The organism is Brevibacterium antiquum (assembly GCF_016107655.1).
GTDB classification, from domain to species: domain Bacteria; phylum Actinomycetota; class Actinomycetes; order Actinomycetales; family Brevibacteriaceae; genus Brevibacterium; species Brevibacterium antiquum.
This window is the reverse complement of record NZ_JABASX010000008.1, coordinates 104,752-123,738: the sequence shown is the minus strand read 5'-3', so window position 1 is coordinate 123,738 and position 18,987 is coordinate 104,752. Positions and strand designations below refer to the sequence as shown.

Annotated in this window: 16 protein-coding genes; 11 read left to right on the top strand and 5 right to left on the bottom strand. The window is 63.2% G+C overall.

Annotation, left to right across the window (positions count from 1 at the left end; all coding sequences use genetic code 11):
- Positions 1-431 precede the first annotated feature (431 nt).
- Both JFC13_RS14300 and JFC13_RS14295 read right to left on the bottom strand, forming a co-directional pair.
- A complete protein-coding gene (locus JFC13_RS14300) occupies positions 432-1,964 on the bottom strand; it encodes a hypothetical protein (protein WP_198397736.1) in 1,533 nt (510 codons plus the stop codon).
- Between the two features lie 47 nt (positions 1,965-2,011).
- On the bottom strand, positions 2,012-2,422 hold the full coding sequence (locus JFC13_RS14295; RefSeq protein WP_232488638.1) for a hypothetical protein: 411 nt from the start codon (positions 2,420-2,422) through the stop codon (positions 2,012-2,014).
- 298 nt (positions 2,423-2,720) lie between these two features.
- On the opposite strand from JFC13_RS14295, the gene JFC13_RS14290 reads away from it, so the two are divergent.
- From JFC13_RS14290 to JFC13_RS14280, 3 genes are all read left to right on the top strand, one after another.
- Positions 2,721-3,929: an acetyl-CoA C-acetyltransferase gene (locus JFC13_RS14290; RefSeq protein WP_198397735.1), complete on the top strand. Its 1,209-nt coding sequence runs from the start codon at positions 2,721-2,723 to the stop codon at positions 3,927-3,929.
- A gap of 1 nt (position 3,930) precedes the next feature.
- A complete protein-coding gene (locus JFC13_RS14285) occupies positions 3,931-6,102 on the top strand; it encodes a 3-hydroxyacyl-CoA dehydrogenase NAD-binding domain-containing protein (RefSeq protein WP_198397734.1) in 2,172 nt (723 codons plus the stop codon).
- A 78-nt stretch (positions 6,103-6,180) separates the two neighbouring features.
- Positions 6,181-7,101, top strand: a complete 921-nt coding sequence (locus JFC13_RS14280; protein WP_198397733.1) for an NADP-dependent oxidoreductase — start codon at positions 6,181-6,183, stop codon at positions 7,099-7,101.
- Positions 7,102-7,107: 6 nt separating this feature from the next.
- Here JFC13_RS14280 and JFC13_RS14275 read toward each other — a convergent pair whose 3' ends face one another.
- Entirely contained in the window at positions 7,108-7,740 is a 633-nt protein-coding gene (locus tag JFC13_RS14275) for a TetR/AcrR family transcriptional regulator (RefSeq protein ID WP_198397857.1), read from the bottom strand.
- 127 nt (positions 7,741-7,867) lie between these two features.
- Here JFC13_RS14275 and JFC13_RS14270 point away from each other — a divergent pair, with 127 nt between their 5' ends.
- The 4 genes from JFC13_RS14270 (at position 7,868) to cls (ending at position 14,345) form a co-directional block, all read left to right on the top strand.
- Complete coding sequence (locus JFC13_RS14270) at positions 7,868-9,481, top strand: carboxyl transferase domain-containing protein (protein ID WP_198397732.1); 1,614 nt, start codon at positions 7,868-7,870, stop codon at positions 9,479-9,481.
- A gap of 8 nt (positions 9,482-9,489) precedes the next feature.
- Positions 9,490-11,508 (top strand): acetyl/propionyl/methylcrotonyl-CoA carboxylase subunit alpha, encoded by a 2,019-nt coding sequence (locus JFC13_RS14265; RefSeq protein ID WP_198397731.1) that lies wholly within the window; start codon positions 9,490-9,492, stop codon positions 11,506-11,508.
- A gap of 43 nt (positions 11,509-11,551) precedes the next feature.
- On the top strand, positions 11,552-12,724 hold the full coding sequence (locus JFC13_RS14260; protein WP_143922081.1) for an acyl-CoA dehydrogenase family protein: 1,173 nt from the start codon (positions 11,552-11,554) through the stop codon (positions 12,722-12,724).
- 148 nt (positions 12,725-12,872) lie between these two features.
- Positions 12,873-14,345, top strand: a complete 1,473-nt coding sequence (gene cls / locus JFC13_RS14255; protein ID WP_408610773.1) for a cardiolipin synthase — start codon at positions 12,873-12,875, stop codon at positions 14,343-14,345.
- 153 nt (positions 14,346-14,498) lie between these two features.
- On the opposite strand, the gene JFC13_RS14250 is transcribed toward cls, so the two are convergent.
- On the bottom strand, positions 14,499-15,374 hold the full coding sequence (locus tag JFC13_RS14250; protein WP_198397729.1) for a hypothetical protein: 876 nt from the start codon (positions 15,372-15,374) through the stop codon (positions 14,499-14,501).
- Positions 15,375-15,716: 342 nt separating this feature from the next.
- A complete protein-coding gene (locus tag JFC13_RS14245) occupies positions 15,717-16,538 on the bottom strand; it encodes an HAD-IIA family hydrolase (RefSeq protein ID WP_198397728.1) in 822 nt (273 codons plus the stop codon).
- A gap of 137 nt (positions 16,539-16,675) precedes the next feature.
- Between JFC13_RS14245 and JFC13_RS14240 the strand changes: the two genes are divergently transcribed.
- The 4 genes from JFC13_RS14240 to JFC13_RS14225 all read left to right on the top strand — a co-directional run bounded on the left by JFC13_RS14240 (position 16,676) and on the right by JFC13_RS14225 (position 18,983).
- On the top strand, positions 16,676-16,987 hold the full coding sequence (locus JFC13_RS14240) for an ArsR/SmtB family transcription factor (RefSeq protein WP_198397727.1): 312 nt from the start codon (positions 16,676-16,678) through the stop codon (positions 16,985-16,987).
- 23 nt (positions 16,988-17,010) lie between these two features.
- Positions 17,011-17,496 (top strand): SRPBCC family protein, encoded by a 486-nt coding sequence (locus JFC13_RS14235; protein ID WP_198397726.1) that lies wholly within the window; start codon positions 17,011-17,013, stop codon positions 17,494-17,496.
- Positions 17,497-17,631: 135 nt separating this feature from the next.
- Positions 17,632-18,171 (top strand): MaoC family dehydratase, encoded by a 540-nt coding sequence (locus JFC13_RS14230; protein WP_198397725.1) that lies wholly within the window; start codon positions 17,632-17,634, stop codon positions 18,169-18,171.
- A gap of 8 nt (positions 18,172-18,179) precedes the next feature.
- Complete coding sequence (locus tag JFC13_RS14225; RefSeq protein ID WP_198397724.1) at positions 18,180-18,983, top strand: HpcH/HpaI aldolase/citrate lyase family protein; 804 nt, start codon at positions 18,180-18,182, stop codon at positions 18,981-18,983.
- The last annotated feature ends 4 nt before the right edge of the window (positions 18,984-18,987 follow it).

The window sequence follows — 18,987 nt, the reverse complement described above, 5'->3', positions numbered from 1 at the left end:
GCCCGGTCACAAGTTTCGTGCGTGATCGTAAGACACCTCGACGCGGCTGAACTTGACACGACAATCGCCTTGCGGATCCTCTCAGCTCCATGATGCTGCCACAAAGGCACCCTCACCACCATCATCCCCGACCACGGATCCCACACCATCATCCCCAACCACGGATCCCACAGCAGCATCCTCATTATTGGCGACCTCCGGCACGTTGTTCCCAACGGCGTGACCGTGTACGTCGAACAGACCGTCGTGGTCATCGGACTATGAGCACCGTTGATGAGACGGGCTGGGGACCCAGGAATAGCCAGATCCTATCTAAGCGCCGGCCCGAGGGACAGTTTGGCAACCGTCCGAACGCGGGCCTCAAAATCAGCAGGGTCCACGGCGGCACTAGCAAGTACGCAATGCAGGCCGGGCAACGTAACGCAGGCCCCCTATGACCGCGTGATCTGAGTGCTGAATCTCCGATCGAAAGCACCAGTCACGGCGAGGCCTCCGATCAATGCCGCGACAAGGATGATCAGCAGGACGACCAGCGTCGGCACCAGTTCTCCAACCAAATGTCTGCTTCCACCGATGAGCATCGTGGCACTGGACCACCAGCCCGAACGGCTCGGGTCGAGAAGATTCGCCAGGGTGTTCCAGACGGTTCCCCAGACAACGGCGCCGACAGCGACTACGACTCCGGCCAGCACACCCAGGGCGTCGGTCACGGCGAGGACGACGATAACCACAGTCAGGAAGACGAGACAGAAGAATCCGATGATCGCGATCAGCCGGAGACCCGGGTAGGCGCCGAGGCTGTCGACGATGATTCGTCCCGGCCATGCCGTGCTGACGGCGGCCGCCGTAGTCAGTGCGAGTGTCCCGGCGGCGGCCAGTCCGAATTTCTGGCTCAGCAACGTTCTTCTGGGGAATGGTCTCTGAGGTGACAGCGATCTCCATGGCCCGATGATCGCGACCTGCAGTCCCGCTGCCCGATTGACGGTCGCCGATGACAGCATGGCCAAAGTGACCGCGGCGAGAATGAGTGCACTGATGATTGCGGAGACTCCGGCACTGCTCGACGACTGTGGAGCGTGCGATTGGGAGGATGTGGCATCTGTGTCGGAGGACGTGGCAGCGGGGTCGGACGGCGAGGCAGTCACCGTTGCAGATGCAGAGGGCTGGTCATGAGGCGAAGGACTGCCCTCATCCGTTTTCTGGCTGAAGTAGTCGACGGCCGGTGGGCCGCTGACCTTCTCAACATTGATGTCGAAGGGCCGCTCGAAGGCGCGTTGGGCCTCTTTCGAAGTACGTGGGCAGGCCTGCTCCCCGGTCTCGCATCCGAACTTCTGGGCGACGATGCGAATCTGCTCGGAGACATGCTCCTCCGCTTGGCGGATGACCTGATCCCGGTATTGGTTGAGGATGAACTTGTCTTCGTTCAGTGCCTGCGGACTTGCAAGGACAGTGATCGTGTAGCGCGGGGCGTCGATGTCACCGCGGTAATACGCTCTGATGTCGTCGATGGCCTGCGGAGTGAGGTCCTTCGGCAACAGGACTGCGAGCACCGAAGTCCCATCCTTCACCTGAGCGCGGGCAGCCTCAGGTGAAAGCTCACGTTCAGTCGTGGAGAAGTCGGGAGCGACCGCGCCTTGCTCGAGCCTGGTGAAGAACTGATCTGAAAATGACAGGTAGTCCGTCATCGCGCTCTGGATCGCCGGCATCTCCCGCGGCTCGTCGTCCGTGCCGACCGCAATTGAGAAATTCGGGGGCGAGCTAGGTAGTTGTTCCGCTGTCGTCGGAGTCGGAGCCGGAGTCTGGCCCCTCTCGTCAGCACCCGCCCGTTCGATGGCGCCGAAGAGAGGAACGAGGACGGACAGGGCTATGACATACACGCACAGCGAGGCCATGATCGGCCAGAAGTACATCCGGCCTGCCCGTCCTCGGGACAGAATCGAGGTCACTGCGAAGAATCGACGCATGGTTCATCTTCCCACCGACCGGCGATCGCTCTACGCCAGCAGGCGGACTACTTCTTCTTGGGCTTGAACGACGTCGAGCACGTCCACGTCGTCTTGCCTTTTTTCGCGACCACGGTCACCTTGACCTTCTTGCCCGGGGTGGCGCCGGAGATGTAGTACTTCAGCGAGGCCTTGCCCTTCTTGGAAGCGGTGGCCTTCTTCTTGGTCTTCGTCGTCTTGTAGTGAGCGGTCGTCGTGATCTTGGACTTCGAGCCGACCTTTGACACCTGGACCCAGGTGTTCGAGTACTGGCGCGGTTTCGAATTCGACATCTTGACCGCGCACTTCTTCGAAGCAGCCTCGGCGGGCGGAGCGTCGAGCACGATCGGGCCAGCGAGGAGGCCGATGGCCAGGAATAATGCGAGGAGCTTCGACCCCATACGGGCAGGGATGAATTGGGCAGGAATGATCGAGGACATGATTCTCCAGGAAACTAAGAGTGTTAGATTGACTCATTCTAAGCACTGCGGGCGTGATTTCTATGGATCGAACTCATATTATCGTAAGTGATGACTATCACATGAGTGTCGGCTCCAGGCTCCCCGGTGGCGCGACCTGGTTTCCGTGTTGACCATCACATGCAACTGGTATTGAATGGGGGTGCGAATGTTACTGAACGCTCGATTAGCAAGTGAGGTTGAGCGAGCGTCATTGGCGTATCCACGGCTGAGATCACGAACCCGATCTTCGGCCGTTCTCTAGGACTGTGAGGAACAGATGAGCGAAGCGTACATCTACGACGCAGTGCGCACGCCGCGCGGAAAGAACCGCGGCGGAGCCCTGCACAGCGTCAAACCAATCGATCTTGTGACAGGGCTCATCGATGCCCTGCGCGAACGCAACCCCGATCTCGACGACAAAGCGATCGACGACATGGTCTTGGGCGTTGTCTCACCCGTCGGTGAACAGGGCGGAGACATCGCTCGCACCGCGGCGCTCGTCGCAGGCCTCGATGAATCCGTCGCCGGTGTTCAGGTTAACCGGTTCTGCGCATCCGGGCTCGAAGCGGTCAACATCGCCGCACAGAAGGTCGGCAGCGGATTCGAAAACCTCGTCCTGGCCGGCGGCGTCGAATCGATGTCGCGTGTACCCCTCGGCTCCGACGGAGGCGCATGGGCACAGGACCCGACGACGAACTTCGACACCTATTTCGTGCCCCAGGGCATCAGCGCCGATCTCATCGCAACCACAGAGGGATTCAGCCGCACCGATATCGACGAATTCGCCGAGGAGTCGCAGAAGCGCGCCGCCAACGCTTGGAAGAACGGCTACTTCGAGAAGTCGATCGTCCCCGTCAAAGACATCAACGGTGTGACCCTGCTCGACACCGATGAGCACATGCGTCCCGGCTCGACGGTGGAGTCCCTGTCGAAGCTGTCCCCGGCCTTCACCAAGGTCGCTGCGCAGGCAGGCTTCGACGAGGTTGCTCTCCAGAAGTACCACTGGGTCGAGGAGATCGACCACGTCCACACCGCAGCGAACTCCTCGGGAATCGTCGACGGGGCCAGCCTCGTCATCATCGGCGACGCCGAGGTGGGTCAGACGATGAATATGAAGCCGCGCGCTCGCATCGTCTCCACTGCCGTCACAGGATCCGAGCCGACCATCATGCTCACCGGGCCCACACCCGCGACGCAGAAGGCGCTGGACAAGGCCGGATTGACCGTCGAGGACATCGACCTGTTCGAACTCAACGAAGCCTTCGGTGCAGTGGTCCTGAAGTGGATGAAGGACCTCAACATCCCGCATGACAAGGTCAACGTCAACGGCGGAGCAATTGCCATGGGTCACCCTCTGGGCGCCACCGGTGCCATGATCCTCGGCACCGTCCTCGACGAACTCGAACGTCGCGATCTTCAGCGTGGCCTCGTCACGCTGTGCATCGGCGGCGGAATGGGCATTGCGACGATCATCGAAAGGGTCTGACATGACGAACACTGAAACGACTTACTCCCATTCCACTGACTCGGACGGAATCGTCACCGTCGTCCTCGACGACCCGAATTCCAAGGTCAATACGATGAACGACCATTTCAAGGATGCCTTCGAGAGCATCGTGGACTGGCTCGAAGCAAACGTCGATGACATCACCGGCGTCGTCCTGACCTCGGCGAAGAAGACCTTCTTCGCAGGCGGAGACCTCAATAAGCTACGCGCAGCCGACCCTGAGAACTCGGAAGCCGAAGCCGCACTGACCAACCACATGAAGGCGGTCATGCGCCGCCTCGAGACGCTGGGCAAGCCCGTCGTCGCAGCCATCAATGGTGCCGCACTCGGAGGCGGCCTCGAGGTTGCGCTCGTCGCACATCACCGCATTGCAGCGGAGGACGTCCCCAGCCTGCGGGTTGGATTCCCCGAAGTCTCCCTGGGCCTCCTGCCCGGCGGTGGCGGTGTCGCCAGAGCCGTGCGCCTGATGGGCCTCCAGAATGCACTGCAGAAGGCCATCCTTCCGTCGACGAAGTTCAAGGCGGCCGAGGCTCTCAAGCTCGGCCTCATCGACGAGCTCGCCCCCGTGGCCGAGCTCGAAGATCGTGCCAAGGACTGGATCAAGGCCAACCCCGAGGCGACTCAGCCCTGGGACGTGAAGGGCTTCAAAATCCCAGGCGGATCACCCACCTCACCGTCACTGGGCGCGATGCTGCCCGCGCTGCCGGCGCTGCTGCGTCGCCAGACCAACGGCGCACCGATGCCGGCGCCACGCGCTGCCATGGCTGCCGCAGTCGAAGGTGCCTACGTCGATATCGACACGGCGCTGCTCGTCGAGACTCGCTACTTCATCCACCTCACCCACACTCCGGTGGCGAAGAACATGATCAAGGCGTTCTTCTTCGATCTCGGGCACATCAACTCCGGTGGCTCGAGGCCTGATGGCTTCGAACCGCGCCAGGTGAAGAAGCTCGGCGTCCTCGGCGCCGGAATGATGGGCGCTGCGATCGCCTACACCGCAGCCAAGTCCGGCATCGAGGTCGTCCTCAAGGACGTCAAGATCGAGGCCGCGGACAAGGGTAAGGCCTATGCGCGCAAGCGTGAGGAATCAGCTCTGGCCAAGGGTAAGACCACCGCGGAGAAGAGCAAGGCCGTCCTCGATCGGATCACGCCGAGTGCGTCGGCCGATGACTTCGCCGGCGTCGACTTCGTCATCGAAGCGGTCTTCGAATCGGTGCCCCTCAAGCAGCAGGTGTTCCAGGAGATCCAGGACGTCGTCGACTCCGACGCGGTGCTCGGCTCCAACACCTCGACTCTGCCGATCACCGACTTGGCCACCGGGGTCAAGCGCGATTCCGACTTCATCGGCGTTCACTTCTTCTCGCCCGCCGACAAGATGCCCCTGGTCGAGATCATCCGTGGTGAGAACACCTCGGATGAGACCCTGGCACGCACCTTCGACCTTGTCCAGCAGATCAAGAAGACCCCGATCGTCGTCACCGACAGCCGTGGCTTCTTCACCTCCCGTGTGATCGGCACATTCATCGCCGAGGCGGTCGCTGCCGTCGGTGAGGGCGTGGAGCCGGCATCGGTGGAGCAGGCCGCACTGCAGGCCGGGTACCCGACCGGTGCCCTGCAGCTGCTCGACGAACTGACGCTGACTCTGTCGCAGAAGATCCGGAAGGAGACCGAAGAGGCGATCGAAGCCGCCGGAGGAAAGCGCGAAAGCCACCCCTCCGATGTGGTCTTCGACTGGATGGTCGAGGAAGCCGGACGCACAGGCCGCAAGGACGGCGCCGGATTCTACGAATACGACGAGGACGGCAAACGTGGCAAGCTGTGGCCGGGCCTGCGCGAGAAGTACGACTCCGGTTCCGCGACCCAGCCCTTCACGGACCTGCAGGAGCGGATGCTCTTCGCTGAGGCGATCGAGACGATCAAATGCCTCGACGAGGGAGTGCTCACCTCTGTGCCGGATGCGAACATCGGTTCGATCTTCGGTATCGGTTTCCCCGCCTGGACCGGTGGCGTGCTCCAGTACGTCAATCAGTACGAGGGCGGCCTGAACGGTTTCGCCGAACGTGCGAAGGAACTTGCGGCAACCTACGGTGACCGGTTCACCCCGCCAGCTTCGCTCATCGAGCGTGCGAATTCGAACGACACCTACGAGTAGGAACTGCACGCAGGAATAGCTCGGCGGCCTTTCGGTGTTCATCAGGTATCCACTGATGACTACCGGAAGGCCGCCGTTATGCGTGCAGCAGTCTACGACCAGTACACCGATGACTTCGACGACATCACGGTCCGTGACGTCGATGACCCGAAAGTCCCGCCGGCGTCCGTGCTCATCGAGGTCCGCGCAGCGGGGGTGAACCCGGTCGATTGGAAACTCGTCGGCGGTCACCTGGATCCGGTCATGCCGACCCAGTTCCCAGTCACTCCCGGCTGGGATGTCGCCGGAGTCGTCATCGGACTCGGTTTCGACACTCCGGAATTCTCCATCGGCGATGAGGTCATTGCCTACGCCCGCAAGGATGTGCTCGGCGCGGGCACCTTCGCCGAGAAGGTCGCGGTGCCCGTGCACGCGGTCACCGCCAAGCCGAAGAGCCTGAGCTGGGAACAGGCAGGCGGACTGCCACTGGCCGGCGGCACTGCTCTGCGCACCCTCGAGGCGCTGGGCGACATCAACGGAAAGACCGTGCTCGTCCACGGGGCATCCGGGGGAGTGGGCAGCTTCGCCGTGCAGATCGCGAAGGCCTTCGGCGCCCGAGTCGTCGGCACCGCGTCGGAGGCCAATCATGACTACCTGCGCACTCTCGGCGCCGAACCGGTCACCTACGGGGACGGACTCAGAGATCGCGTTCTCGAGATCGCGGGCGGCCCGATCGACGGGGTCGTCGACTTCGTCGGAGACATGCTCGAAACCACCCTCGCGGTGCTCAAAGACGGCGGAGCGCATGCCTCCGTCGCAGACCCTTCGGTGGCCGAACACGGTGGACGCTACATCTGGGTGCGTCCCTACGGCTCGCAGACCGCGCGAGTGGCCGAGCTCGTCGATTCAGGCAAGCTGAGCGTCGAAGTCGCCGACACCTACGGTCTCGACCGGGTGCCCGAGGCATTCAAAGCCAGCGCCACCGGCCATACCCGCGGAAAGATCGTCATCGTCCCCTGAGTGACGTCAGGCGATACCCAGCGCCGCGAGAGCGGCGGCGCGCAATTCGACCCCGACCACCTCGGCGCTTGAACGCCTGGCCTGGTACGGGGTCGAATTGATCATGCCGAAGACTGCGTGGACACGCACCGTTGCGGCATCGATCGACCAATCCGGGTTGGCGCGCGCCACGACCTCGGCCCAGTGGCTGACATAGCTTCTCTGCAGGCGACGGACCGTGCGCCGTGAGGACTCGGGAAGTGCTGCGAGGTCACGATCCTGAATCCGAATGAGCTCGGGCTCGCTCATGGCGAAGGCGACATGGAAGTCGATGAGCTCGACCAGCGCCGAGGTGGCCGCGTCGTTCTCATGACGGGCGATGATCGCGTCCCCGCCCGAGTTCAGATACTCGGAGATTCCGACGAGCAGCTCCTCGAGGACCGCTTCCTTCGAGTCGAAATGGCGATAGACCGCCGGGGCGGAGATCCCGGCACCCTTGCCCAGATCATCGAGGCGGACCCCGTGGAAACCATGCTGAGCGTAGAGGGTCTTCGCCACCGAAAGAAGCTGCTCACGACGCGCAGCCTTTGCCGCAGCGCGAGTGGTCCTCGCAATTCCCGACCCTGCCGTCGCTGAGCGCGCAGATGCCTTCGGCTCCATATCCGTCACCTCATCTCCCTCATCCGCACCCGGCTCGAAGTCTGCTCGATCGTGCGCATTGTCACAATGGCCTTTGAGCAGTATCATAGCAGTCAGTTAACAAATATTAACTGAAATGGGGAGTGGAATGAGAGCAGTGGGAACTGCGGTCAGTCCGGCAACGGGGCAGGCAAACGCCGAGGCCCATGCCGAACTCATCGCTGAACTCCGGGAGCGGATCCGGGCCACGGCCCTGGGCGGACCCGAAAAATCCAGGCAGCGCCACATCGACCGTGGCAAGCTGCTTCCACGCGAGCGCGTCGAGAATCTCCTTGACCCAGGCACAGCGTTCCTCGAACTCTCGCCCCTGGCGGCCAACGACATGTACGACGATGCCAGTCCCGGAGCGGGAATCATCACGGGCATAGGCCGCGTCAACGGGCGCGAGTGCATCATCGTCGCCAACGACGCCACAGCCAAGGGCGGGACCTACTATCCCGTCACGGTGAAGAAGCACCTGCGCGCCCAGGAGATCGCCAAGGAGAACAATCTCCCGTGCATCTACCTCGTCGATTCGGGCGGAGCCAACCTGCCGAACCAGGACGACGTATTCCCCGACCGTGAGCACTTCGGCCGGATCTTCTTCAACCAGGCCACGCTCTCCGCCGCAGGCATCCCCCAGCTGGCAGCCGTTCTCGGCTCGTGCACCGCCGGCGGTGCCTACGTTCCGGCCATGGCCGATGAATCGATCATCGTGAGCGAACAGGGCACGATCTTCCTCGGCGGCCCACCGCTGGTCAAAGCAGCCACAGGTGAAGAAGTCAGCGCAGAGGACCTCGGCGGCGGAGCACTCCACTCACGCGTCTCCGGAGTCACCGACCACCTCGCGGCCAACGACTCCCACGCCCTGGAGATCATGCGCGACATCGTCTCCACGCTGGGACCGAAGCCGGCGGCCAACTGGGACATCGTCGAAGCCCGCGAACCGCTGCACTCTCCCGAGGAGCTCACCTCGGTCGTCCCCGTCGATTCGAGGACTCCCTACGATGTCCACGAGGTCATCGCCCGTCTCGTCGACGGTTCCGAATTCCACGAATTCAAGGCCGAATACGGCACCAGCCTCATCACCGGCTTCGCCCACCTCGATGGACACCCGGTGGGAATCGTGGCGAACAACGGCATCCTCTTCGGCGAGTCCGCGCAGAAGGGCGCCCACTTCATCGAACTCTGCGACCAGCGCAGCGTGCCGCTGATCTTCCTCCAGAACATCTCAGGCTTCATGGTCGGCCGCGACTACGAAGCCGGCGGCATCGCCAAGCACGGAGCGAAGATGGTCAACGCCGTCGCCACCGCCCGAGTGCCCAAGTTCACCGTCGTCATCGGCGGCTCCTTCGGCGCCGGCAACTACTCGATGTGCGGTCGTGCCTACTCACCTCGCTTCCTGTGGATGTGGCCCAACGCCCGCATCTCCGTCATGGGCGGCGAACAGGCCGCCAGCGTGCTCTCAACGGTCAAACGCGACCAGATCGAAGGCCGTGGCGAGACCTGGAGCGCCGAAGAGGAAGACACGTTCAAGCAGCCAGTCCGCGATCAGTACGAAGCCCAGGGCAACCCGTACTATTCGACGGCCCGCCTCTGGGACGACGGAATCATCGAACCCACCGACACCCGCCAGGTGCTGTCCCTGGCACTCGAACTCGCCCGTTTCGGACCCATGGAACGCCCGCTGAATGCCAGCGGCTACGGCGTTTTCAGAATGTGAGCTCACCCATGTTCAATACCGTACTCATCGCCAACCGCGGCGAAATCGCGCTGCGCGTCATCCGCACCTGCCGCCGACTGGGCATCAGAACAGTCGCCGTCTACTCCGACGCCGATGCCCGCGCCGCCCACGTCAAGGCCGCCGACACGGCCGTGCACCTGGGTCCAGCCCAGGCCTCCGAGTCATACCTGCGCATCGATAAGGTCATCGCCGCGGCGAAGGCCACCGGCGCCGAGGCGATCCACCCCGGCTACGGATTCCTGTCGGAGAACGCTGACTTCTCTGCCGCATGTGACACCGCAGGAATCGTCTTCCTGGGCCCCGGTGCCGAAGCCATCCGCACCATGGGCGACAAGATCACCGCGAAGAACGCCGTCTCCCAGCGTGGAGTTCCTTTGGTGCCCGGCACCAAGGGCGCCGCCATGAGCAACGAGGCCCTCGTGGCTGCTTCGGCCGACATCGGCTTCCCGGTGCTCATCAAGCCCTCCGCCGGTGGCGGCGGCAAGGGCATGCATGCGGTCTTCGAGCCCTCCGAACTGTCCGCAGCACTGGACACCGCCCGCCGTGAGGCCGCGAGCTCCTTCGGTGATGACACGCTGTTCCTCGAACGCCTCGTCGCGACCCCGCGTCACATCGAGGTCCAGGTGATGGCCGATGCGCACGGCAATGTCATCCACCTCGGCGAACGCGAGTGCTCCCTGCAGCGCCGCCACCAGAAGGTCATCGAGGAAGCTCCTTCGGCACTGCTCGACGAGGCAACCCGGGCACGGATCGGCCAAGCAGCTTGTGAGACCGCGAAGTCCGTGGGATACCGCGGGGCAGGCACGGTCGAGTTCATCGTCGGTGCCGACCGCCCCGACGAGTTCTTCTTCATGGAGATGAACACCCGGCTGCAGGTCGAGCATCCGGTGACCGAAGAGGTCACAGGCGTCGATCTCGTCGAACTACAGCTGCGCGTCGGAGCAGGTGAAGAGCTGACACTGAGCCAGGACGACATCACGATGACCGGTCATTCGATCGAGGCGCGCATCTACGCAGAGGACCCCTCGCGCGGATTCCTGCCCACCGGCGGTCGGGCCCTCGACGTCGTCTTCCCCGAAGGCGAGGGCATCCGCGTCGATGCCGGACTCGAAGCCGGACAGACGATCGCCTCGGACTATGACCCGATGATCGCCAAACTCATCGTCCACGCTCCGGATCGGGCGTCAGCCATCGCGCGCCTCGATGCTGCGCTTGCCGCCTCGGCAGTGCCGGGGATCGTCACGAACATCGACTTCCTGCGCACTCTCATCAACCTCGACGCAGTGGTCTCCGGCGATCTCGACACCTCACTCATCGACAACCTCAGTGAGGACCAGCTCGCGCATGCACCGGGCGAGACCGACCGTCAGCTTGCCGCTGCGGCCGTGCTCGTCACCGGCGGTCTCGCCGGAACCGAGCTGACCGGAGCGATCACGGCAGCACAGCTGCCGCAGAACTCCGCGACCGCCTCGGCGTGGGGGAGACCATCTGCCTGGCGGACCTCACGTCCGGACTTCCGTCCCTCCGTGGCGCTGAGCTCCGGGGGAGACGTCACCGACGTGGAATCACACCTCGGTGATGTCTCCGTCGATGACAGTGGCCTCTGGCACCTGACGATCGACGGTGTGCAGCACACGGCCCGCGTGTTCTCCGATGCTCGCGATCGCAGCATCTGGGTCAGCAGCGACCAGGGCGTCTACACGTTCACCCGTCCCCAGGCCGATACCTGCCTGACACCGGGTCTCGACGGCGCCGAGGTGCTTGCCCCGATGCCCGGATCCGTTGTCGAGGTTCGAGTGGAGTCTGGAGACCACGTCGAACAGGGCGATCCGATCGTCGTCGTCGAGGCGATGAAGATGGAACACGTGCTCACCGCGCCGGCCACGGGAATCGTCACCGTCACCGCAGTCCAGGGCGTCCAGGTCGGCCTCGACGAGGTGCTCGCCACCGTCGTCGACGAAGCCGCCGCGGAAGCAGCCGACGACGCCACAGCAGCAAACGACTGACCACCAGAAACTCACTGACCACGCATACAGCGGGGAGGAAATCATGACAGCTTTCGTTCCGGGCATGCTGCCCGAAGAATACGAAGACCTGCGAGCCGGCGTCGCGAAGTTCGCCGACGAAGAGGTCGCACCAGTATCCGCCGAACTCGATGCCAAGCACGAGTTCCCCTACGAGCTCGTGAAGAAGATGGGGCAGATGGGCCTCTTCGGCCTGCCCTTCGACGAAGAGTACGGCGGCATGGGCGGGGACTACTTCGCGCTGACACTTGCCATCGAGGAGATTGCCCGCGTCAACCAGTCGCTGGCCATCACGCTGGAGGCCGGAGTCTCCCTGGGAGCAATGCCGATCTACCGCTTCGGCACCGAGGAGCAGAAGCGCGAATGGCTGCCCAAGCTCACCGATGCCTCCGGGCTGGCCGCCTTCGGCCTGACCGAACCGGAAGCAGGATCCGACGCCGGCGGCACGCGGACCAAGGCCACCTTGGAGAACGGCACCTGGACGGTCAACGGCGGCAAGTGCTTCATCACCAACTCGGGCACCGACATCACGCGTCTGGTCACAGCCACCGCCGTGACCGGAACCCGAACCTCCGGCTCCGGCCGCGAGGTCCCCGAGATCTCGACGATCATGATTCCGACGGGCACCCCCGGCTTCACCGCCGAGCCCGCCTATGACAAGGTCGGCTGGAACTCATCGGACACGCACCCGCTGACCTTCGACAACGTGCAGGTGCCCGAAGCCAACCTGCTCGGCGAACGCGGTCGCGGCTACGCGAACTTCCTGCGCATCCTCGACGAGGGCCGCATCGCCGTGGGTGCGCTGTCCGTGGGTGCCGCCCAGGGCTGTGTCGACGAATCCGTGAAGTACGCGAAGGAGCGTCAGGCCTTCGGCAAGCCGATCTCCGACTTCCAGGGAATCTCCTTCAAGATCGCCCGGATGGAGGCCCGCGTCGTCGCAGCCCGTTCCGCGTACTACCTCGCGGCATCGCGCATGATGGCAGGGCTTCCCTTCAAGAAGGAAGCCGCGATTGCGAAGATGGTCGCCGGTGAGGCCGCAATGGACAACGCCCGCGACGCCACGCAGATCCACGGCGGCTACGGCTTCATGAACGAATACCTCGTCGCCCGCCACTACCGTGACTCGAAGATCCTCGAAGTCGGCGAAGGCACGACCGAGGTCCAGCTCATGCTCATCGCCCGCGAACTCGGCATCTGAGCTCAGCCGCAGTCGCACCGCCCGCCGAGGCGGCTCGATACTTCCGTACGGAAGTGCAGGGCCACCTCGGCGGGCGGTGCTGTCATCTGTCTGGGGCAGGCTCCGTTAGTGTGGAGCAGAAGATCAGCCGAGCAAGGGAAGGGTGTACGTGGATCTCAGCATCGTGACGTCCGTCCTGGGCGTGGGGTGGATCGTCGTCGAATATGCGGTGAAGATCATCGCCGTCGGCGTCGTCCCTGAGGACCGCAGGCCCTCGTCGTCCTCGGCCTGGCTGCTGCTGATCCTGTTCGTGCCGATCGTCGGGATCCCTCTGTTCCTCATGCTCGGCAGCCCCTACATCAACCGACGGCGGGCTCGCATCCAGGCCCAGGCCGATGAGCTCATGCACGAAGGTGCCGACGATCTGCCCGACGTGCCCCCGTCGCTGCACACGGCCCCCGGCTTCGTGTCGATCGCCCAGCTCGGGCGCAGACTCACGGCTCTGCCGATGGTCACCGGCGACAGCCACGGTGTCATCTGCGACTACGAGGCCAGCATCGCGCGGATGGCCGGCCTCGTCGACGAAGCCCGCGAATACGCGCATGTCGAGATCTACATCATGGCCTGGGATTCGACGACCGATGTCTTCTTCCGGGCCCTCGAACGTGCCGCAGACCGGGGCGTGAAGGTCAGGGTTCTCTTCGATCACATCGGCTCTCGGAAGTATCCGGGATTCCACCGTCTGGGCAAGCGTCTGACCAACGGCGGAATCGACTGGCATCTCATGCTTCCCTTCATCCCCTGGCGCGGAAAGACCAGGCGCATCGATCTGCGCAACCATCGCAAGCTGCTCGTCGTCGACGGGAAGAAGGCGATGATGGGGTCCCAGAACATGATCGACTCCTCGTACCTGAAGAAGGCGAACGTGAAGGTCGGGCGGGCCTGGCACGACATCATGGTCGAACTCTCCGGGCCCATCGTCGCCGCCGTCGAAGCGGTCTTCGCCACCGACTGGTACACCGAGTGCGGAGAATCCCTGGGGATCAGGTCCTATGATCGCGACGCGTACGAACCCGATGTCGGCGGGCGGACGAGTGCCATGCAGCTTGTTCCCTCAGGTCCCGGCTTCACCACTGAACCGAACCTCAAGGTCTTCAGCTCGCTGATGTATCTGGCACAGAAGCGCCTGGCGATCGTGAGCCCGTACTTCGTGCCCGATGAATCACTGCTGGCCGCCGTCGTCACCGCCGCCGAGCGCGGGGTCGCCGTCGAACTCTACGTCAGCGAACAGGCCGATCAGTTCATGGTCGACTACGCCCAATCCTCGTACTACCGGTCGCTGCTCGAGGCGGGGGTGCGGATCTTCCTCTACCCGAAACCGCAGGTTCTGCACACGAAGTGCCTCATCGTCGATGACGAGTACGCGGTGATGGGGTCCTCGAATCTGGACATGCGCTCATTCGGCCTCAACTACGAGATCAGCCTGCTGACGACAGGGGGAGACCTGGTCGACGACATCGCCGAGGTGGTCGTGGACTACCAGCGCACGAGCCGTGAGCTCTCCCTCGAGGAATGGGAGCAGCGACCCTATATTCGCCGCTATCTGGAGTCCGTGATGAGGCTGACCTCGGCGTTGCAGTGAGTCTGCGGCGGCTGCGTCGGCTCGAATCATGAGCAAGAGTGATGATGCCCCCCCCCCAGCGCCCAGCCCCCAGCCCCCAGCACCCAGCCCCAGCACCCGGCGATACGCGGGTTGAGCGTCGAATGACGGCTGTGCACGTGCGTGCTTCGACGCTCAAGCCGTTTTGCCGCGAGAGATGGGCTGCACTGTCCTCTGGATGCTTCGTTTGATCTCGGCAAGTATCCAGGGCCGGAACAGGTCGCCGAAGGTCAGGTTGAACACAGTGAATCCGGCGTTGAGCAGGTTCATGTTGCGCTGGTGATTCCTTTTCGCAGCTTCATCGGGGCCATTGGGATTGAGGTAGAACTTTCCGACCCCATGGACTTCCACGACTACCGGTGCCTTCTCGTGGCGGAAGTCATTGCGACCGATGAACTCACCGGAATCGGTGTAGGCGTCGAGTTGCGGGACCATCCCCGTGATGCCGTGTCGGTAGAACTTCACCGCGCAGAAGGCCTCGGACGGAGACTCGTATTCGGCGTTCGAGAGTTTGAGCGCCAGCGGGGCTCTCCTGCGACCTCGCTGGCCTTGGACCAGCCGATCTTTTATGTCGTGGAAAGACACCGATCCGGCGCGCAAAGCTTGGGAGACGACTGGCACTGAGACTTCGAGTGAATGGTCGAGAGCAAGGTCGGCGAGTGTGCGCGTCAACGAGGTGACCGGATAGGCGAAACTGTCGGCGGTCTCTTCGGCTGAGAGGTCTCGAGAGTAGATGTAGAGGCTGCTGTAGTTGCGGGTAGGAGACCGCTTCGAGATCTCGACCTTCGGCGTTCCCATGAGGACCGGGTCGAGGCCGTGGATGAGCGCAGCCGAGATATGCGAGAACACATCACCTGGTGGAACCGAATCACGACGGCAGGCGATCTGCTGCCGCAGTGCCTCGGCCTGGTCCCTGATGTCGCCGTAGGCTCCGGGGAACGTCGTCTCCTCAGCCTCAGACAGATGTGCTGTTGCTTTATGGTGTTCCTGATCGCACTTGCGAGTAATCACATAGCGGCCTCTCCTGACCTTGCACAGGCAGCACCGTTCGGACTCCGCCAACTGGGCTCGAGTCACGCCGAGTTCGCGGAGCTGTTGGGGGTCAGTACTTGAAACATGGAGGCAGTATGCGCCCGAAATACTCCAAGCGCAATCAAATGTCATCAAAATATATCAAACAGTATTTAACTGCAGGTTTGGGTGATGCGGAAGGCGGGCACTGAAAATCGGGCTGAACGTCGAAAACCATATGTGCACATAAGTTATTCGACACTCATCCAGTTACTCGCCGGAGGCCTCATGCCACGAGCCTGTGTTTCGACGCGGGGGCCGTTTCTCGGTCGGCAGGTCGCCTCAGGCGGAGCCGGTGACGTCTGGTCCCAGCGTCCCTCGCTGATCGAGCGGGACGTCAAGGAGATCGTGAACGCCGTTGACGATCTCATTGGGGCGGAATGGGAAGCGGCGCACATCCTCGGCGGTGGAGATCCCTGAGAGGACGAGAACCGTGTGCATGCCCGCTTCCATCCCCGCGATGATGTCGGTGTCCATCCGGTCGCCGATCATCGCGGTGCTCATCGAATGAGCGCCGATCTGGTTGAGCGCGGAACGGAACATCATGGGATTGGGTTTGCCCACCACATAGGGGTCACGGTTTGTGGCCTTCGTAATCAGCGCGGCGATGGCGCCGGTGGCGGGGAGGACGCCCTCGGGGCTGGGGCCGGTGGCATCGGGGTTAGTCACGATGAAGCGTGAACCGCCGTCGATGAGGCGGATCGCCTTGGTGATCGCCTCGAAGGAATAGGAGTGGGTCTCGCCGACGACGACGAAGTCCGGATCCTTCTCGGTCATGATGAACCCAGCTTCATGGATGGCCGTGGTCAGTCCCGCCTCGCCGACGACGTAGGCAGTGCCGTGCTCGACCTGGTTGGACAGGAAGTCGGCGGTGGCCATCGCGGAGGTCCAGATCTTCGACTCGGGAACGTCGAGGCCGTTCGACCGGAGCCGGGCAGAGAGGTCCCTGGCGGTGTAGATCGAATTGTTCGTCAGCACGAGATACGGGATGTCTGCCTGTCGCCACTGTGCGAGAAGCTCGGCCGCGCCCGGCAGCGGGTTGTTCTCCTTGACCAGGACGCCGTCCATGTCGGTCAACCAGCATTCGATCGAATCGCGATCCATGTCTCTCCTGAAGATAGTCGTTGAGCCGATGCCACCAGCCTAGCGGGTCGATGCGTCCGATCCGGCTTCGCAGAAGACCCTTGACACCTGCGTCTCAGGCCGTATTGTAGTAATCACTTAATTAAGGAGGTGCTGAAATGAATCTGAGTTCGCTGTTCGGTGCTTTGGCTGATCCGACTCGGCGGGCGATGATCGACCGCCTGCGAGCAGGGGACCTCAGCGCAGGAGAGTTGGCGCAGCCGCTGACGATCAGCAGGTCGGCAGTATCGCAGCATCTCAAGGTGCTCGAGGACGCTGGGCTGATCACCAGGACCAAGAGCGCACAGACACGGATCGTGCATCTCAATGCCGAACGGCTGACAACGGCCACGGACTGGCTGCTGTCAGCACGCGAGGACTGGGAGCAGCGGTTCGACAATCTCGACCAGGTGCTGGCCGAGAAGAAGTGATCGACTCAAGGAGGAGAACCATCATGAACCAGAACAGCATGTCCGCCAACAGCACAGCAGCAACGGCTGAGGCACCCGGCTTCACCATCGTCCGTGACTTCGCAGCACCACGCGAACGGGTCTGGGATGCCTGGATCAACCCCGATGTCATGGCTCGCTGGTACCACCCGGAGGGACTGCATACCCCGCGGGATTCGGTGAGCGTCGATCTCAGGGAGGGCGGAATCTACGCCTATACGATGATCGTCGACGAAACCGGTGAGGAGTTTCCCGCCGGTGGGAAGTACCGCCACGTCGATCCACCTCGGCGACTGGACTTCACGTGGGGAAGTCAGGGCGAGGAGGACCTATCGCCGCTTGTCAGCCTCGAGTTCGAGGAGATCGACGAGGCGATGACACGGATGACCTTTACGCTCACGGGGCTCCCGAGCGACTCCGGCGCCGTCGACAGCGTCTTTGACGGATGGACCTCCGCTTTCAACGTCTTCGAGGCCGAGGTCGCTGGGTGAATCCCCTCCGGAAGGTGGCCCGGGTTCGGACAGACGGACCCGGGCCACCTGTCCTTCGGTCCCAGGCGATAAGCTCACATCACGACAAGTGGTCAGAGACACACAGCAATCAGCAGTGACACAGAGGAGTGACGCATGAGTGAGCAGAAGGTCATCGAACAACGAGGTCTGTGGCTGGACGAGATGGAAGTCGGCGCGATCTACAAGCACGCGCCCGGCCGGACCATCACCGAAGCGGACAACACCTGGTTCACCGCCGTGACCATGAACACGCAGGCCCTGCATCTTGACGCAGCCTTCGCAGCGACCGAGCCCTTCGGCCAACGACTCGTCAACTCGATGTTCACCCTCTCCACCCTCATCGGTCTGTCGGTCACGCAGCTGACACAGGGCACGATCGTGGGCAATCTCGGCTTCTCCGAGGTCTCCTTCCCCGCCCCGCTCTTCCACGGCGACACCCTGTATGCGGAGACGACGATCCTCGATAAGCGCAACTCGAAGTCCCGGCCCGGCCAGGGCATCGTGACCCTCGAGCACCGCGGCTACAACCAGGACGGAACCCTCGTCGCCAAGGCCGTGCGCCAGACCATGATGTTCGACTCCAGCCACGCCGACGAAGCAGTGGCGCACGCCGCCCAGCAGACTGAACCGACCCAGCCCGAAACCGGAAAGTGAGCACGACGATGGCATTGGACTTCAAACCCGCCTGGCTCTTCGTCCCCGGCGACCGCCCCGACCGCTATACGAAGGCGGCCGAACGCTCCGACATCGTCATCCTCGACCTCGAGGACGCGGTCAACGACGCCGACAAGGCGACCGCCCGCGAAGCGATCATCGACTATCCGCTCGACCCCACACGCACCGTCGTCCGCATCAATGCCCGGGATTCGGAGCACCTCGGCGAGGACCTCAAGATGCTCGCCAAGACCGAGTACACGGCCGTGATGCTGCCGAAGTCCGAGCACGCCTCAGACCTCACGGTCCTCGGCGACTACCAGGTCATCGCACTGATCGAGACGGCCCTGGGCGCGGTCAACGTCGCCGAGATCGCCGCCGCGCCCAACGCCTACGCACTCATGTGGGGTTCTGAGGACCTCATCGCCGACCTCGGCGGGGGATCGTCGCGCACTGCCGAGGGCGGCTACCGCGACGTGGCCAAACACGTGCGCAACTCGACCCTGCTGGCCGCCCGCGCACACGGAAGATTCGCCCTCGACTCGATCTGGGCGAACATCCCCGACCTCGACGGGCTGCGAGAGGAAGCCGAAGACGCCGTGCAGTCCGGCTTCAGCGGCAAGGTCTCCATCCACCCCAACCACGTTCCCGTCGTCCGCAATGCGTTCCGCCCCAGCGAAGAGCAGCTGACCTGGGCGAAGGCCGTGCTCGAACTCGCGAAGACCGAGAAGGGCGCCTTCGCCTACGAAGGCAAGATGATCGACGCGCCCCTGCTCAAACACGCCGAGCTCATCGTCGCCCGGGACGTGTGAGCCG

Bases quoted from the DNA above. Each gene is read 5' to 3' on its own strand.
- JFC13_RS14300 (WP_198397736.1), bottom strand. From the start codon at position 1,964: ATGCGTCGATTCTTCGCAGTGACCTCGATTCTGTCCCGAGGACGGGCA.
- JFC13_RS14295 (WP_232488638.1), bottom strand. From the start codon at position 2,422: ATGTCCTCGATCATTCCTGCCCAATTCATCCCTGCCCGTATGGGGTCG.
- JFC13_RS14290 (WP_198397735.1), top strand. From the start codon at position 2,721: ATGAGCGAAGCGTACATCTACGACGCAGTGCGCACGCCGCGCGGAAAG.
- JFC13_RS14285 (WP_198397734.1), top strand. From the start codon at position 3,931: ATGACGAACACTGAAACGACTTACTCCCATTCCACTGACTCGGACGGA.
- JFC13_RS14280 (WP_198397733.1), top strand. From the start codon at position 6,181: ATGCGTGCAGCAGTCTACGACCAGTACACCGATGACTTCGACGACATC.
- JFC13_RS14275 (WP_198397857.1), bottom strand. From the start codon at position 7,740: ATGGAGCCGAAGGCATCTGCGCGCTCAGCGACGGCAGGGTCGGGAATT.
- JFC13_RS14270 (WP_198397732.1), top strand. From the start codon at position 7,868: ATGAGAGCAGTGGGAACTGCGGTCAGTCCGGCAACGGGGCAGGCAAAC.
- JFC13_RS14265 (WP_198397731.1), top strand. From the start codon at position 9,490: ATGTTCAATACCGTACTCATCGCCAACCGCGGCGAAATCGCGCTGCGC.
- JFC13_RS14260 (WP_143922081.1), top strand. From the start codon at position 11,552: ATGACAGCTTTCGTTCCGGGCATGCTGCCCGAAGAATACGAAGACCTG.
- JFC13_RS14245 (WP_198397728.1), bottom strand. From the start codon at position 16,538: ATGGATCGCGATTCGATCGAATGCTGGTTGACCGACATGGACGGCGTC.
- JFC13_RS14240 (WP_198397727.1), top strand. From the start codon at position 16,676: ATGAATCTGAGTTCGCTGTTCGGTGCTTTGGCTGATCCGACTCGGCGG.
- JFC13_RS14235 (WP_198397726.1), top strand. From the start codon at position 17,011: ATGAACCAGAACAGCATGTCCGCCAACAGCACAGCAGCAACGGCTGAG.
- JFC13_RS14230 (WP_198397725.1), top strand. From the start codon at position 17,632: ATGAGTGAGCAGAAGGTCATCGAACAACGAGGTCTGTGGCTGGACGAG.
- JFC13_RS14225 (WP_198397724.1), top strand. From the start codon at position 18,180: ATGGCATTGGACTTCAAACCCGCCTGGCTCTTCGTCCCCGGCGACCGC.